General features: G+C 41.7%; 16 protein-coding genes. 7 read left to right on the top strand and 9 right to left on the bottom strand.

Annotated features, from left to right (window positions below; all coding sequences use genetic code 11):
* Positions 1 to 435 precede the first annotated feature (435 nt).
* Positions 436 to 798 (bottom strand): hypothetical protein, encoded by a 363-nt coding sequence (locus tag VB836_RS10715; protein ID WP_323219342.1) that lies wholly within the window; start codon positions 796 to 798, stop codon positions 436 to 438.
* A gap of 64 nt (positions 799 to 862) precedes the next feature.
* Entirely contained in the window at positions 863 to 1,357 is a 495-nt protein-coding gene (locus VB836_RS10710; protein WP_323219341.1) for a DUF6232 family protein, read from the bottom strand.
* A gap of 246 nt (positions 1,358 to 1,603) precedes the next feature.
* Here VB836_RS10710 and VB836_RS10705 point away from each other — a divergent pair, with 246 nt between their 5' ends.
* The 3 genes from VB836_RS10705 to VB836_RS10695 all read left to right on the top strand — a co-directional run bounded on the left by VB836_RS10705 (position 1,604) and on the right by VB836_RS10695 (position 4,606).
* Positions 1,604 to 2,983, top strand: coding sequence for an NB-ARC domain-containing protein (locus VB836_RS10705; RefSeq protein WP_323219340.1), 1,380 nt, complete (start codon positions 1,604 to 1,606; stop codon positions 2,981 to 2,983).
* Positions 2,984 to 3,095: 112 nt separating this feature from the next.
* Positions 3,096 to 3,770, top strand: a complete 675-nt coding sequence (locus tag VB836_RS10700) for an ester cyclase (protein WP_323219339.1) — start codon at positions 3,096 to 3,098, stop codon at positions 3,768 to 3,770.
* A 68-nt stretch (positions 3,771 to 3,838) separates the two neighbouring features.
* The gene (locus VB836_RS10695) at positions 3,839 to 4,606 is read left to right on the top strand and encodes an ABC transporter ATP-binding protein (protein WP_323219338.1); all 768 of its coding nucleotides are present in this window, start codon (positions 3,839 to 3,841) and stop codon (positions 4,604 to 4,606) included.
* Here the strand turns inward: VB836_RS10695 and VB836_RS10690 are convergent.
* Positions 4,603 to 5,352 carry a response regulator transcription factor gene (locus tag VB836_RS10690; RefSeq protein ID WP_323219337.1) on the bottom strand — a complete coding sequence of 250 codons (750 nt, stop codon included), beginning with the start codon at positions 5,350 to 5,352 and terminating at the stop codon, positions 4,603 to 4,605. The two genes, VB836_RS10695 and VB836_RS10690, sit on opposite strands and share 4 nt — an antisense overlap.
* Positions 5,353 to 5,903: 551 nt before the next feature.
* Between VB836_RS10690 and VB836_RS10685 the strand changes: the two genes are divergently transcribed.
* Positions 5,904 to 6,158, top strand: coding sequence for a DUF6761 family protein (locus VB836_RS10685; protein ID WP_046278241.1), 255 nt, complete (start codon positions 5,904 to 5,906; stop codon positions 6,156 to 6,158).
* 242 nt (positions 6,159 to 6,400) lie between these two features.
* Here the strand turns inward: VB836_RS10685 and grxD are convergent, their stop codons facing one another.
* The 3 genes from grxD to VB836_RS10670 form a co-directional block, all read right to left on the bottom strand.
* The gene (gene grxD, locus VB836_RS10680) at positions 6,401 to 6,724 is read right to left on the bottom strand and encodes a Grx4 family monothiol glutaredoxin (protein ID WP_046278240.1); all 324 of its coding nucleotides are present in this window, start codon (positions 6,722 to 6,724) and stop codon (positions 6,401 to 6,403) included.
* A 114-nt stretch (positions 6,725 to 6,838) separates the two neighbouring features.
* Entirely contained in the window at positions 6,839 to 7,096 is a 258-nt protein-coding gene (locus tag VB836_RS10675; RefSeq protein ID WP_046278239.1) for a BolA family protein, read from the bottom strand.
* 42 nt (positions 7,097 to 7,138) lie between these two features.
* On the bottom strand, positions 7,139 to 7,807 hold the full coding sequence (locus VB836_RS10670) for a hypothetical protein (RefSeq protein ID WP_407659636.1): 669 nt from the start codon (positions 7,805 to 7,807) through the stop codon (positions 7,139 to 7,141).
* A 222-nt stretch (positions 7,808 to 8,029) separates the two neighbouring features.
* On the opposite strand from VB836_RS10670, the gene VB836_RS10665 reads away from it, so the two are divergent.
* Entirely contained in the window at positions 8,030 to 10,150 is a 2,121-nt protein-coding gene (locus VB836_RS10665; protein WP_323219335.1) for a S8 family serine peptidase, read from the top strand.
* A 115-nt stretch (positions 10,151 to 10,265) separates the two neighbouring features.
* On the opposite strand, the gene VB836_RS10660 is transcribed toward VB836_RS10665, so the two are convergent.
* Complete coding sequence (locus VB836_RS10660) at positions 10,266 to 11,156, bottom strand: NAD(P)-dependent oxidoreductase (protein WP_323219334.1); 891 nt, start codon at positions 11,154 to 11,156, stop codon at positions 10,266 to 10,268.
* A gap of 178 nt (positions 11,157 to 11,334) precedes the next feature.
* A complete protein-coding gene (locus VB836_RS10655; protein ID WP_323219333.1) occupies positions 11,335 to 11,979 on the bottom strand; it encodes a PD-(D/E)XK nuclease family protein in 645 nt (214 codons plus the stop codon).
* Between the two features lie 230 nt (positions 11,980 to 12,209).
* On the opposite strand from VB836_RS10655, the gene VB836_RS10650 reads away from it, so the two are divergent.
* The gene (locus tag VB836_RS10650; RefSeq protein WP_323219332.1) at positions 12,210 to 13,079 is read left to right on the top strand and encodes a hypothetical protein; all 870 of its coding nucleotides are present in this window, start codon (positions 12,210 to 12,212) and stop codon (positions 13,077 to 13,079) included.
* Between the two features lie 47 nt (positions 13,080 to 13,126).
* On the opposite strand, the gene VB836_RS10645 is transcribed toward VB836_RS10650, so the two are convergent.
* A complete protein-coding gene (locus tag VB836_RS10645; RefSeq protein WP_323219331.1) occupies positions 13,127 to 13,714 on the bottom strand; it encodes a Uma2 family endonuclease in 588 nt (195 codons plus the stop codon).
* Positions 13,715 to 13,812: 98 nt separating this feature from the next.
* On the opposite strand from VB836_RS10645, the gene VB836_RS10640 reads away from it, so the two are divergent.
* Positions 13,813 to 14,752 (top strand): tetratricopeptide repeat protein (locus VB836_RS10640; protein WP_323219330.1); only part of this gene is annotated, 940 nt, incomplete at its 3' end.

Here is a 14,752-nt window from a genome sequence, read left to right as displayed (position 1 = left end):
AAAAAAGTTGTTGTAGGGGCGGGTTCTGTCCAAATCTCGATTTTCCCACACTCAACCCAGCTAAACCCGCCCCGAAGTCGTGAAGTTTTTGTAGGGGCAGGTTCTGTCGAAATCTCGATTTTCCCACACTCAACCCAGCTAAACCCGCCCCCCAATTTTGATCGGGGATTTTAATCCCCGTCTAAAAGTCTGAAGTCCTCTTAAGAGGACTAAATTTCAACTAAAAACTTCAAGACGGGCGGGTTTACAGAGGTTGTCTGTGGGAAAACATAGATAAATTCGGAACCCGCCCCTACTGTTACGGTGGCGAAGCGTAAAGCCCCCGCATTTTAGGCGATCGCTCTTTTTAAGTTATGCGATCGCCTCTCGTCAATCAAAGTATTGAAATAGTCAAAAAGGACAGGAATTCTTAATGCTGCTCAATTGATCACCTTGTCATTTATGATCTTCTAGCAGACTTTCTAGCATTGGGGTTAATATTCTCACAACGGGATGATTCGTAAGTTCTGTGATGCTGGCTATTCCGCCTGCTTTTAATGCTTTTATAATTTTGTCTTTTGTATCAGATTTTTTATCTATTTCTTCCATTGCTTTCTGAGCAACAACTATTTTTTCAGGAGTGGTTTTTGTTGGGTAGCTTTGAGAGAGTTGATCTAAAAGCTGTTGAATTTCTTTCGCTGCTTCTGCAAGGGTTTTCTCTTCTTTACTCCCATCATATACTGCGTCACGTCCAACATCTCCTTGAATAAAGTTTCCTTTGCAATCACTGTTATTGATGTTCATAGATTTACCATTCATGTCTAATTTTCCTCCTCAATTACTTTTTAAAAATTCAGTACGAAAACTACTCGGTTATTGAGATTTATCTATATAAAGCATCGCCTCCAACATTTCCTTGAATAAAGTTCCCTGAAACCTTACTATTGGTAATAGTTATCTGATAAGCTGCATCGTTCTCTTGCTCTTGTTCAATAAATTCATAAATTTCCATTATTACCTGCTTCAGTGCTTGTGTGTCGGGTGTAACAAATAGCTTTTTATCACCAGAATTGAGAGTGATTAATAAGCCATAGTGCTTGGGTTTAATGAAGTTCCAAACTCCTCCAGCAATTCCCGCTAAAGTTACTAACCAACCAACTGTCTCATTGAAAGATAAAACTACTAAACCACCAATGAACAAAAGTATTACAACTATCCAAGGAATACTTCCAATTTCAATTTCTCCTTCACTAAACCCGGTAATATTATGAGTTTGATAAACATCTTTTCCAAATCTAACTGTTCTTTTTGTAACAGTAATAACTGTTTTTTGTTGAAAAATGGTAATATTTCCATTACTTTTTAAATTTTCGATCATTCTTTACATCTAACTCATTTTTTGCAAAAATTTTGGTCAGTTGCTCAATATTCAAAAATTTTGAATACGTTTCTATCATCTCTTAAAAACTAAAACTTTGCCCACCCCTAAAACGTACAATTTTGCCACCCTATTTTCTTAATCTTTACACTCTTTAATCTAATTTTGTACAAAAACGTCTAAAAATGTACTAAAAAGTCGGCAACAGTGAGCTATAATACCAAAAACTGGAATCTACAGACTTCTATGAACCTGAAAGAAGTGTTAAAAGTCGCTGATGAAATAGTCTTTGCTAAAACGGGACAACATCTTGATGATTTACAGCAAGCGATACTGCAAGGAACTCTACAACGTGATACGTACAAACAAATTGCAAAGGAGTTTGATTGTTCGGAAAGTCGTGTGAGAGATGTCGGATCAAAGCTGTGGCATATACTTTCAGATGAGTTAGAAGAAGAAGTTAATAAATCCAATTTTCGATCTGCAATAGAAAGGTTTAATTTATCCAATGTTTTCAACTTTGCACAAAATGTAAGTAGTAGTTTTAACCTTTGTGGAGAAGGTAGACACCCCCCAGATATACCCAATACACCTTTACCAAATCAAGAAAAGTTGAATTCAAACCTCACTCAAACCTTCTATCAAGATTTAAGCGAAATGCCGGAGTTGGGGAATTTTTACGATCGCACTCCCGAACTTGACACCCTCACCACCTGGATTTTACAACAACATTGTCGCCTGATTGCAATTACAGGTATTCGTGGAATTGGTAAAACAGCCTTAGCAGTACAACTCGTTCAACAGATTAAACATGAGTTTCAATATGTATTTTGGTGTAGCTTAGAACCGTCTCAGACTTTAACAGAATTACAAGCAAAACTGATTGAATTTTTCTCGGAGTCAGAACCGCAAAAATCCTCTACAATTCATCAAAAACCGTTAACCCTGATTAAGTTTTTACAACAATATCGCTGTTTAATTATATTAGATGATATTCACAATCTTTTTGTGAGCGGTGAATTAGCCGGAAAATATCAACCCGGATATGAAGATTATCGCCATTTATTTAAACAGATAGAAACATTATCTCACCCAAGTTGCTTTCTGTTAATCGGGTGGGAACAACCGAGAGAAGTCACGGATATTAAAAACAAAAGTTCTCCTGTTCAGACACTACGACTGAGGGGTTTAGATCCGTTAGCTGCACGGGAAATTATCAGAGATTGCGGTTTAGCAGAAATCGAAAGTTGGGAAACAATAATTGATTATTATCAAGGAAACCCGTTATGGTTAAAAATCGTTGGAACTTTTGTTCAAGAGTTGGGAGGCTGTGTCACTGAGTTGTTAGCCGATGAAAGTTTATTGTTACCTGAAGATTTAAAGGATGTTTTACAACAACAGTTTAACCGTTTATCAGCAATTGAAAAACAAGTTCTCTCGTTAGTCGCTAAAGAAAGTGAACCCGTTAATTTGGCAATATTATTAGAACATAAAATAATTTCATCCTCTGATTTATTGAACGCATTGCAATCTTTATCGCGGCGTTGTCTCATAGAACCACAAGGACGTTTTTACAGTTTGTCGCCTGTATTGAGACAGTTTATCAAACTGAGTAGGGATTTCTAGGTCATCCAAAGATTATTTTAATCTAAAATTGTGATGATTTTAACGAAAAATAGAACCAGAAATTGCTCAAAATAAAAAAGACATTTTGCAAAAATCAGACTAAAATTATTCTATGAGTTCTAACCAATCTCCCGATCTTCCGCTTTGGGTTCATGATCGAGAAACTGTCATTGCTAACGATACCGGAGTTGAATGGCGAGGCGGAACACGTCCAGACTATTCCTATACAAATCAATCTCTTTTCAAAGAAAGTCAATACAATCATCCCCAGGGATCTTTAGAAGCCATTGCAGAAAATTTAGTCCGTACTTTTGAGTTAGAAGCGACGAATAAAGTTAACCCGCAACAATGGTTGTCTATTGTTCAAGATCAGTTTAGAATGAGAGCGAATGGCGGGCCAGAATATACCGCAGAAGATGTCGCCCAAGCCGGAACCTATAATTTATTTATGGGAGAAACTGAACATTATAGTTCAGCCGCAGAAAACTTTGAATCTTCCTTTCAAGTGTTTCACAAAGCCTTTCCCAAAGGCTTTTTATGGGAAGTCACAGAAGTCTTATCAGGGCCTCCGAACGTGACGTTTAAGTGGCGCCATTGGGGAACCTTTAACGGCCCGTTCAAAGACCATGCACCCACCGGAGAAACCCTAGAAATTGTCGGGATGAGTATTGCTCGGGTGACAGAAGATTTGAAAATCATCTCTTTAGAGCATTTTTTTGATAATAGTGCCTTTCTGCAAAAACTAACAAGCGGTTGTCCGTTCCACGCTCAACAATCTTCGGATTAGGCTCGACAAAATCCTCCCCGTTTGAGATCATTTAGAATGGGAATATTACCTCACTCTCAATCACCGATTTGAATTCTCATCCTTCTCCCCCTCCGCAACTGCGCTTAGAAAATGTCTCTTTGCAACCAAAAATCGGTTTTCAGCCGATCTTGCAGGAGATTTCAGTTGAAGTCAAAACAGGCGATCGCATTGCTTTAGTCGGAATTTCGGGTGCGGGAAAAACGTCACTTTTGCGGTTACTCAATCGGTTAAATAGTCCCTCAAACGGGGAGATTTTTTTTCAAGGGGAAAGTTATCATAAAATTCCAATTGTTCAGCTTCGACAACAAATTACTTTAGTTTTATCAGAGGCAAAGTTATTAGGAATGACCGTTAAAGAGGCGTTAATTTATCCTCTAAAGTTGCGGGGTTTATCGGAGACTGAAATCACTCAACGGTTAACAGAATGGACGGAACGGTTAGAGATTCCAACGGATTGGTTAAACCGCACAGAAGTACAACTGTCGAGGGGACAACTTCAAAAAATTGCGATCGCTCGGGCGTTAATGATTCAACCGCAAATTTTACTCCTGGATGAACCAATCACCGCGTTAGATTTTGTGAGCCAAACCCAGATCCTCAACAGTTTACAGACAGTCGTTGATGATTCAATAACAGTGATTTTAGCGACTCATTACCTCGATCTCATCCAAGATTGGGGAAATCGATTGTGGCATTTATCCCAAGGAAAATTAGTTCAGGATAATTTGACTCAACAGGTAAACTGGCAAGCCTTAAAACAGCAATTCATCACCGCTCAACAACAGGATATTCAAGAATGGGAATCAGAAGCTTAACTGCTCACTCTGACAGATAGAGGGGGATGTTGCTCATTCAGCCGGGGAGTCCAAGAATCAGGCTTGAGCATCTCTAAATTTAGCCGATATCCAACATTCCGCACGGTTTGGATGAGGATGGGTTGGCGAGGATCGACTTCAACTTTTTTTCGTAAGGAGAGAACGTGAGTATCAATGGTGCGAGGATTATCAATGGAATCTGGCCAAGCGCGACGGAGCAGTTCCGAACGGCTCAGAGGTTCTCCATCCGCTTGAGCTAAAACATAAAGTAAACTATATTCTTGAGGGGTTAATTCAATCAGTTGTCCGCGTAGTCGTACCCGTCGCTGGACTAAATCAATTTTGAGAATGCCGTAATCTAGACTGGCAGGAGGAGCAAGCGTGCGGTTACGTCGCATCAGAGCCTCAGTTCGAGCTAAAAACTCTTGCATTCCAAACGGTTTAGTCAGATAGTCATCAGCCCCAGCTTTTAAGCCGCGTACAATATCAGCTTCGGTTTGACGAGAAGACAGCATTAAAATCAACGACTGTTGCTGTCGTAGCCAGCGACAAAATTCCAAACCGTTTCCCCCAGGCAATTCAGCATCTAGAATGACTAAATTGGGTTGATGGGTATAGAATACCTCTCTCGCTTGATGGAAATCGGCTGACTGCCAGACAGAGTAGCCAACTTGCTGTAAATGCCAGCCCAAAAGCGATCGCAAATGAGGATTTCCTTCAATAATAGAAATGCAAGCTGATCCCACAGGTGCCAGTTATCCTTATTGATATTGGATTACAGGTTAACAGAGCCAATCCGATTGATTTTGTAACCCATGCTACCCTCATTCAAGTTTGGCTAATTCTGACATTTATTGCCGAGAAAATATCAACCCGTTGATCGGGTTACGAGACTCTTGACAGGCAGGTTATGATCAAAATAGGAAGACTCAATCAACCGGAGTCGGTCGTTATTAGTCCCAATAGTCTAGTTGTGAATCTCGTGAAACCCGTAATTAGGGACTGCCAATTCTTATGGCTTTCTCTGTGAGAAGTTGAGTTGAACTCAAAAGCCTACTGCACAACTATTCTATCAATATCGAGGCTCAAGGTTGATGGTTCGGTGTCGAGGACATAAATCCATTGAAGAGCTGCACATCTATGGGTAATTCCCCCCGATACTGGGAAGATTGAGCTAAAATCTAAAATCTAAATGGCTTGGATGCTGGAAATTGGCCCAATACGAGGAAAATCTCCTGATTCGTTGTCCATTCCGATGATCGACTCTCTGCCCAAACTCTAAATTCAATTGGTAACTATGCTGCAAGACGCTCTGACTATTCGCCACTATCAAAACCTCACCGACGCCCTCGTCGAAATGTGGAACCGTGGTTATCGCTATGATGATTTGAGAATGTATATTGATGGTTATTTAGCAGCTCTCAGACATTCCAACGCCTTAGAACCCTACTTGGTTCATCGGCTAGAAGAAGAAACGTTTCGGTATCTCAATGACCCCTCTAACTTCGAGATGGCGATGCCGATGCCCCAACCGGAAGTGGACTACTATTAGCCAGGTTAGTTGAGTCTGAGACTATTTGAACTGATATCCTGCACCCGTGTCAGAAACAGGGTTTCTTGCTACTGCCCTGAGCTTGCCTATATTTTTTCTTGAGAAACCCGGTTTCTCAGGTGTTGTTGAGAATGGTGCAAGATGTGAGTTTTAATAGACCCTTAGACTCGTCAGTGCCGACTCTTGAAGGGTGGGAGTCGGCAAAGAGAGCCAGTGTAACTAAGATTTTACAGCAGTGGGGTTTAGGAAGCCAAAGCGACCTGAACCATCTCCTGTAACTCGCCCTTTTGGTAGAGTTCGATCATCACATCTGATCCGCCGACAAATTCTCCATTGATATAAACTTGGGGAATGGTCGGCCAACTTGAGTAGTCTTTAATCCCTTGACGAATTTCAGGATCTTCTAACACATCAAGGGTTTCAAAAGGAACACCTAAGCTGTTTAACATCTGCACCACATTGTTAGAGAAGCCACACATGGGCATCAGCTTTGTGCCTTTCATAAACACAAAAATTTTGTGGCTATTGACCAAGTTATCAATTCTAGCTTGCAGTTCTGGTGTCATGGTTTTTCCTGAAGTAGCTTAAGATCAATGGTTTTCGAGAAAGAAGATCAAACAATAGAGGTTAGGAATTCTTTCTCCTCAATGCCTAACCCCTAAAATCAATTCTGCTCAATATTAAGCAACTTGATTGGCTTTCTCCCACTCCAAAGGAGTATAAGTTTTTAACGCTAAAGCATGGATAACTTCTGTATCCATCGCTTCTTTTACAGCACTGTAAACCATTTGATGCTGCTTAACGAGCGTTTTTCCTTCAAACTCAGAAGAGATCACAATAGCCTGAAGGTGATCGCCACCTCCCAAATCTTGAACCTGAACCGTAGAATTGGGCAATTTGGACTTAATCATTGCCTCGACCTGCTCTAAAGCGATCATGAAATTTCTCAATAGACGACCGTATTCTTTATTTTACCGAAATTACTGAGCAGAAGACGTCGATTGTTCACTTGATTGACCATCGGGGATGGGAGAATCCACAAATCCCAACTCAAATAACTGCTGATAAGCTTTCTTGCCCAAATCTCGAGTTGGCGCTTGGGAACGAATAATCTGAATCAACAGAGGAACTGCCAGTTCGGGCTGATTTTGAGCGCGATGAACCAGAGCCAGTTGATAAGTCGCATCATCTCGCATTTGAGCCGTTTGTCGGGCATTATTGCGATGCAAGTCAGCAACACGGTTATCAATTCCTGAAAAGCTCGTTGCCAACTGTTGGTAGAAGTTAGACAACTGATTAAAAACCTGGCGAGCTTCTTGCAGCTTAGATGCAGCTTCGGTATAATTTTCCCGAGTCACGGCTTGACTCGCCTCTTCAAGCAAACGCTTCCCGCCCTGTATACTGAGAAAACTCTCTCCGAGAGCCAGAGGACGCATTTGATTCGGATCGACAGGCTGAACCCCTTGGCTGGGACTAGGAGGGTTCAATTCCAATGACTCATCTGTTGTCGATGAACCGTCGTTCAAGCCTTCCGGCATTAACTCTTGAGCAGATCCATTCATCGGAATCAGCACCATTCCGACCGCCCAGATGACCAGGGGTAAACGGGCGATCAGGCGGAGAGGGTAGACAGTTGCGGAAAATTCCATGTCTGACAAGGCGCGATCGCGCAACGGAAAGTGTATAAACTTAAAGGATTTTATCATTTTTGCTTCCCATTTTAAGATTTTTTTCGAGGGCCTACGCTCAACTCGCACGGCTTATAGTTTTTACTGGCTCAGAATTTTTTCCAAAACCAACAGCTAACCATCCAGATTTAATCAGTTTAGGTGGTGAATGAGAATTTAGGTTTAAAAAATGGATACTTCATTATGGCATCACAGGAGAACTCATCAAGCATCACCACCCGAGAACACCGGGGAATTGGGGTTTCACAAGACAAAATTGGTTTGATTCTACAGCGAGGAGGCGAAGAACTCAAGGTAGAGAAACTACCCAATCGCCTCACCGTGCGACTCTCAACAGACAACGACAAAATAGACGTATCGCGATCGCCCATTCCGATGGTTTATACCCGGAAATCTCCTCCCCAACTCGAGGAAATCGAAGTCGCCCCTGAGCAACTCGATGAAGCCCTAGAACTGCTTCGGCGATCAGATCAAGTCCTGTTTGCTAGTCATGTCTACCGAGTAGAAAACGATCCGGGCATGATTTTTTACCTCAGTGATCAAGTCACAATTCAATTTGAGGAGTCTGTAGAGGAGGCTCGGCGCAACCAAATTGCCTCTGCGGTGGGCTTAGAATACCTCAAACCCATAGACGGTGTTGACAATGCCTTTGTTTATCGAGTCACGTCGAAAGCGAGTGAAAATCCAATCAAGATCTCAAACCATCTCAAGTGGAATCCGGAAGTTTTAGTCGCTGAACCCAATATTATCGTTCGCTCTCAATCCTATTACCATCCTCGCGATCCCCTCTACACCAAACAATGGTATCTCCATAATAATGGCGGTTCCTCTCAACTGGGCATCAACTCTCATGTCAATGTTGAAGCCGCCTGGGATATTACTCGAGGCGTGCGTTCAGTCGTGATTGCGATTGCCGATGACTCCGTTGATTTAAACCATCCCGACTTTCAAGGCTTGGGTAAAATTGTCGCCCCCCTGGACTTAAAAGGTCGTGATCTGCTACCTTTACCCGAAGCTGCTTCGGATAATCATGGTACCGCCTGTGCGGGAGTCGCCCTTGCCGAAGAAAATGGTCAGGGAATTGTCGGTGTTGCTCCCGGTTGCGCGTTAATGGCAATTCGCACAACGGGTTATCTTGATGATGAATCCGTCGAACAAATTTTTAACTGGGCGATCCAAAAAGGGGCTTCGGTGATTTCCTGTAGTTGGGGAGCGAGCGCCGTTTATTTCCCCCTCTCACTGCGACAAAGCGCCGCGATCACAAAAGCCGCCAAACAAGGTCGCAAGGGCAAAGGCTGTGTGATTCTCTTCGCTGCCGGAAACGCCAACCGTCCGATTAACGGGATTCTCAATGAACAAGGCTGGCCGAATAACGTCATTACAGGTCAAGTAAAATGGTTAGCGGGATTTGCAGTTCATCCCGATGTGATTGCGGTTTCGGCCTGTAACAGTCTTAATCAAAAATCAGCTTATAGCAACTGGGGAACTGGAATTTGCGTCTGTGCGCCCAGTAATAACGCTCCGCCAGGAATGTGGCTACCGGAAACCGGATATATTGGCACTCCTCCGGCTGTTCGTAGTTCTTTACAGGGATTGGGTGTGTTTACAACCGATCGCATGGGTGCCGCAGGTTATGACCAATCGGATTATACACCCTATTTCGGCGGAACTTCTAGTGCAACTCCTGTAGTCGCCGGAGTCGCGGCTTTAATCTTGTCAGCGAACCCCGATCTCACCGCCCAAGACGTGCGGCGAATTTTAGAGCAAAGCACTGATAAAATTGTTGATCCTAATGCCGATCCGCAGTTAGGAATTCGCATGGGAACTTACGATCGCAATGGTTATTCTCAATGGTTCGGCTATGGGAAAGTGAATGCCTACAAAGCTGTTAAAATGGCTCAAAGTCAACGAGCCACTTTCCAAAAACCGTCTCGGCGTGTGGTACAAGCGAATAATCAGACTATTGATATTCCCGATGACAAGCCGGAAGGAATTAAAAGTTCGATCATCATTTCCGAAGCTGCTTCTCTGCAAGATATTCAAGTCACCCTAGAAATTCAACATAGTTTTTTAGGTGATCTTGAGGTGTGGTTAATTGCACCAAACGGCGAGAAAGTGTTATTACAAAATCGGATGCTTGGTCGTCAAACTGAGTTGAAAATGACCTATTCTCTGCAAACAACACCCTATTTGAGGCAGTTTCTTAATCTTTCATCTCAAGGCAGTTGGCAACTTTTAGTCATTGACTGCGCCCCGGAAAATACCGGAAAATTGAAACAGTGGAAGCTAGATTTAGGGCTTTAGTTTGTCGTTAACCATGACTTCAATTCAATAAGATTCAGCCTTGATAGAAGGTTTGGGGGCAAAGCTGAGAATCAACTTGGCTTCGCCTACCCCTGAATTTTAGACGGAAAATAGATTATTCTGCATTTTCAACCACTGACTGCAAATAAGCGCGAATCATCGCTTGAGTCCCTTGAGAAGCGCCTTCCTCATCGAGATGACTAACAATTTTAAACAGTTTATCGGCGAGTTCTACACCCGGTAAAGGATTGTCTGAAGGTAAAACATCGTGAACCAGTCGCAAATCTTTGAGAATATGTTTAATCATAAACCCTGGTGAAAAATCAGAATTAGCGACTTTTTCGCCTAAATTTGCTAACGCCCAAGAACCCGCCGCACCCGTGCTACACACTTCAATCATTAAATTGGGATCTATGCCTTGTCGTTTGGCTAACAACATTGCTTCACATAAACCAACCATGTGTAGAGAACATAACACTTGATTACACAGTTTAACCGCTTGACCGCTCCCACTGGGGCCACAATAAAAAATTTGTTTCCCCATCGTTTCTAAAATGGGTTTGCAGGTTTCAAAAGCGTTGCGATCGCCACCCACCATCATCGTTAAAGTTCCATTTTTCGCCCCAATATCTCCTCCAGAAACAGGCGCATCTAGAAATGAAAGTTGGCGAGATTGAACTTGAGAGGTAATCCGGCGTACTGCTTCCGGGCCGATTGTACTAAAGTCTACAATAATAGCGCCGGGTTTGGCCGATCGCACTATACCATTTTTTCCTAAAACAACTTCTTCGACATCGGGAACATCCCCCACGCAGATAAATATTACTTCTGCGGATGCGATCGCCTCGTTAATGGTTGAGACAATATTAGCACCGCCAGAGGCAGCGATTTCAATTCCAGGGCGGTTAGGAGTGCGGTTCCAAGCGTTAACAGCATAGCCACTCTTGGCGAGGTTCGCCGCCATATAACCCCCCATGACTCCTAAACCGAGAAATGCAGTATTCATGGATTTTATTCTTTGTCCCCCAAATGTACTCTCATGTAGGGTAACATTTCAGTGAACAGTGACCAGTGAACAGTGACCAGTTATTAGGCAAGAGGCAAAAGGCAAAAGGCAAAAGGCAAGAGGCAAGAGGCAGTTATCAGTTATCAGTAGCATGGTACTGTCAAACCGTTCTTAATAATTAATTAATTCGTTGGGAACAGTGTTGATCTGAAATCCGACAATAACGGCATTCTTCTAAACTCGGACAGGGTTTGAATGTTTTTGAAGTACAAAGAATCCCAATCAAATCCCGCAAACGTCGCTTGAAGTTGCGGTCAATTTTCCAAGCGGGAATCTCGACAATTTCATTATTATAAATAATCCGTCCGTGAGGAACTTTATTCTGACAGGTTTCTTGAGTTTCTGGTGCTAAAGGCAAAAGCAACATATACAATTTTACCTGCATTTCGTGAGATAATTTCTGTTTTCCCGTTTTAATATCTTCGACGACAACCCAATCATTTTTAACGGCAATAATATCGGGTCTACCCGCTACACAAATATTAAAACTTTTACCCTGAACTTTGAACGAGTTGGCATTTTCTACATAAACGGTAAACCCTTCGGCTTGCAATTTTGCCGCCCGTTTGATCACTTTTTCATCGTGTTCGGAAGCGTCATAATCGCTCGAATTTCGTTCAAACTGATGATGAATTTGTTGTTGAATAGCATAGGTACAGTTCTTTTCTCCCGCCAACAGTTGGGCTAACCAAGTTACCCAAGCGTAGGGCTGTTTTCTGGGTTTGGGAAGGTTTGCTTTTTGATAAAGCTTTGGATAAGTCATGTTTTCTTGTATTTAAACAACTGAGTTCTATCCTATTGAATTAATTCCGGTTTGTAAATTAATTCAGGTGACAATTTTTCAGGGCAAAATCAATATAAATGACCGCAGATTACATGAAATAACGTTAAATACAATCAAATGACAGCAAATGACAAACTTGTTAAACTCGCTCACATTTCCTAAAGTTGGGGTTATGATAAAAAACAATTGAATGAGTTTTGGTGAACAACATGGGCGAACAGGAATCAATCCAACAGCAGTTTATCCGTGAAATTGCGGATTCTATCTTTCAACAATCAGTTAACGGAAAAGATTCGGAGGAAAAATGCTTTTTTAAGTTGCGCTTTGACCCGGAGAATGAGAAGCTAGATAACCAAAACAAGAATAACAACGATATTGTTAGTTTAATGAATCAAAAGTTGGGCTATTCTCCGAGTAATATTCAGAGGTTTCAAAAAGAAAAGGTAATTCCAGCCATTGTTAAGAAATACGAACAACAGATGAAAGCCGATGAATTAGATATTGAGAGTATTCTGAATGCTAAACGAGGAGAGAATGATGTTTGGAAGCGGGTTTATAGCTGGCTGTGGGATAAGCAATTTCCCCGCTATCTTTGGGAAGCGTTGAGAAAAGAAGCGGACGAAAAAAATCAAGATTGGATTCGTTTTGTTGATGATAGCTTGGTATCCAGCGAACGGGAATTCATTATAAAAACCGCTAAAAAAGAACCCAAGACTATCCCGATCAATCAATCATTAGATTTGGAAATCAAGGTTGATCCTGATTACTGTAACTATCATTTATTACTGTTTAATCAGAATTTAAAAGGTTTTCATTTGATTTGTCCAACGGAAGTATTTGCACCTAATAATAAAATTGAAGAAACTCCCTGGTCAATGCCTACTGAAGGATCTATTGAGTTTATTACTACTGGAACAGAAGAATTTTTAGGCATTGTAATCGAACAGCCTTTGGAGTTAGAATGGTTAAAGCTATCGGAAAACCTGCAATTTGAGCCTAAACATTTAGTCAAATTGTGGGAACAGTTGGAAAAAAATAAGAACTGGCGATTATTTTATCAATCGTTTGAGGTGGTATAAAAAAGTTTGTAGTTGGGCTTCAGCCCTTGACTGGCGCTAAAGCGCAACTACGAACTTGAGGATAAAATTGCTTTGAGGTTTAATACAAATCCCGGCAAAATGTCTTCACCAGATAACGCTTCTGGGGCGTTTAAGACTTCGACGGCTTTTTCGGGGCGATAAATTTCGACTTGGCGATCTTGACGGTTAATTAACCATCCAAGCCGCACACCATTCTCAATGTATTCTTGCATTTTTTCTCGCAAATCTTCTAAGCGATCACTCGGAGACATCAACTCTAATACAAAGTCGGGCGCAATGGGTGGAAATTTTTCTTTTTGTTCGGGGGTAAGTGCATCCCAACGTTCTTGTTTTATCCAAGCGACATCGGGCGATCGCTGGGCACTATTGGATAACTTAAAACAGGTGGAAGAATCAAAACAAACTCCGAGTTTAGTTTGACGGTTCCAAATGGCAAAATCGGCAGCAATTTCTGAGTTTAGGTTTCCGGTAATTCCGACCGTTGCAGACAGAATGATAATTTCTCCTTTGGCGTTGCGTTCAAACTTGACATCGGGGTTATCCCGGCAGAGTTGATAAAACTGTTCGTCTGTAAACTGAATAATTGAGTTGAAATTAACCGTGACATTAACCATAATTATTTTTACCGCTCTAATTTTATGCTACACCAGAAATAGCTGAGTGTTTGGGTCAGTTGAAAAAATGTTAAAAGATTAGTTTTGGAGAACAGCAAATGAACGAAGAACAAATCGAAGTTTATTACAACTTTTTGATGCAGGTATTACACGCTGTGTTAGATAGTAATGGCGATCCGAATATTGTTTATCCCTTGCTACAACAAAATCTAGATAAACTGGATGAAAATCTAGGATATATTCTAAAAGACTGGGCTAGTAAAACTTTATTTAATCTCCCACTGCAAGAAGCTGATAAAGTTCCTGCGGTTATATTATTTACATTTAGCCATTTAATAGCAGAGTTTCCTTTGGGCAATCGATCACATAACTTAGAAATTGCAATTATTGGGTATAAAAGTATTCTTGGCCTGTACACCCGTGAAGCTTTTCCTTATGAATGGGCAATGACTCAAAACAACTTGGGTATTGTCTACAGTGAACGCATCCAAGGAGACAAGGCAGACAACCTTGAACTCGCCATAGATGCCTATACCCAAGCCTTGCAAGTCTCTACCCGTGAAGCTTTTCCCGAAGATTGGGCAATGACTCAAAACAACTTGGGTAATGCCTACAGAGAACGCATCAAAGGAGACAAGGCAGACAACCTCGAACAAGCTATTGATGCCTATAAGCAAGCCTTGCAAGTTCGCACCCGTGAAGCTTTTCCTCAAGATTGGGCAATGACTCAAAACAACTTGGGTCTTGCCTACAGTGAACGCATAAAAGAAGATAAGGCAGATAATCTCAAACAAGCGATTGATGCCTGTACCGAAGCCTTAAAAGTCTATACCCGTGAAGCTTTTCCCTATGAATGGGCAATGACTCAAAATAACTTGGGTAATGCCTACAGTCAACGCATCGAAGGAGATAAGGCAGACAACCTCGAACAAGCTATTGATGCCTATAAGCAAGCCTTGCAAGTTCGCACCCGTGAAGCTTTTCCTCAAGATTGGGCAATGACTCAAAACAACTTGGGTCTTGCCTACAGTGAACGCA

It is taken from the genome of Limnoraphis robusta BA-68 BA1, assembly GCF_034932365.1.
Taxonomy (GTDB): domain Bacteria; phylum Cyanobacteriota; class Cyanobacteriia; order Cyanobacteriales; family Microcoleaceae; genus Capilliphycus; species Capilliphycus robustus.
The sequence above is the reverse complement of the archived record's forward strand: the minus strand, read 5'-3'. Positions and strand labels throughout refer to the sequence as shown.

What these genes read in the sequence shown, in the direction of transcription:
- VB836_RS10660 (WP_323219334.1), bottom strand. Translation starts at nt 11,156, where the DNA reads ATGAATACTGCATTTCTCGGTTTAGGAGTCATGGGGGGTTATATGGCG.
- VB836_RS10675 (WP_046278239.1), bottom strand. Translation starts at nt 7,096, where the DNA reads ATGATCGCTTTAGAGCAGGTCGAGGCAATGATTAAGTCCAAATTGCCC.
- VB836_RS10650 (WP_323219332.1), top strand. Translation starts at nt 12,210, where the DNA reads ATGGGCGAACAGGAATCAATCCAACAGCAGTTTATCCGTGAAATTGCG.
- VB836_RS10655 (WP_323219333.1), bottom strand. Translation starts at nt 11,979, where the DNA reads ATGACTTATCCAAAGCTTTATCAAAAAGCAAACCTTCCCAAACCCAGA.
- VB836_RS10710 (WP_323219341.1), bottom strand. Translation starts at nt 1,357, where the DNA reads ATGATCGAAAATTTAAAAAGTAATGGAAATATTACCATTTTTCAACAA.
- VB836_RS10705 (WP_323219340.1), top strand. Translation starts at nt 1,604, where the DNA reads ATGAACCTGAAAGAAGTGTTAAAAGTCGCTGATGAAATAGTCTTTGCT.
- VB836_RS10685 (WP_046278241.1), top strand. Translation starts at nt 5,904, where the DNA reads ATGCTGCAAGACGCTCTGACTATTCGCCACTATCAAAACCTCACCGAC.
- VB836_RS10665 (WP_323219335.1), top strand. Translation starts at nt 8,030, where the DNA reads ATGGCATCACAGGAGAACTCATCAAGCATCACCACCCGAGAACACCGG.
- grxD (WP_046278240.1), bottom strand. Translation starts at nt 6,724, where the DNA reads ATGACACCAGAACTGCAAGCTAGAATTGATAACTTGGTCAATAGCCAC.
- VB836_RS10700 (WP_323219339.1), top strand. Translation starts at nt 3,096, where the DNA reads ATGAGTTCTAACCAATCTCCCGATCTTCCGCTTTGGGTTCATGATCGA.
- VB836_RS10670 (WP_407659636.1), bottom strand. Translation starts at nt 7,807, where the DNA reads ATGGAATTTTCCGCAACTGTCTACCCTCTCCGCCTGATCGCCCGTTTA.
- VB836_RS10645 (WP_323219331.1), bottom strand. Translation starts at nt 13,714, where the DNA reads ATGGTTAATGTCACGGTTAATTTCAACTCAATTATTCAGTTTACAGAC.
- VB836_RS10715 (WP_323219342.1), bottom strand. Translation starts at nt 798, where the DNA reads ATGAATGGTAAATCTATGAACATCAATAACAGTGATTGCAAAGGAAAC.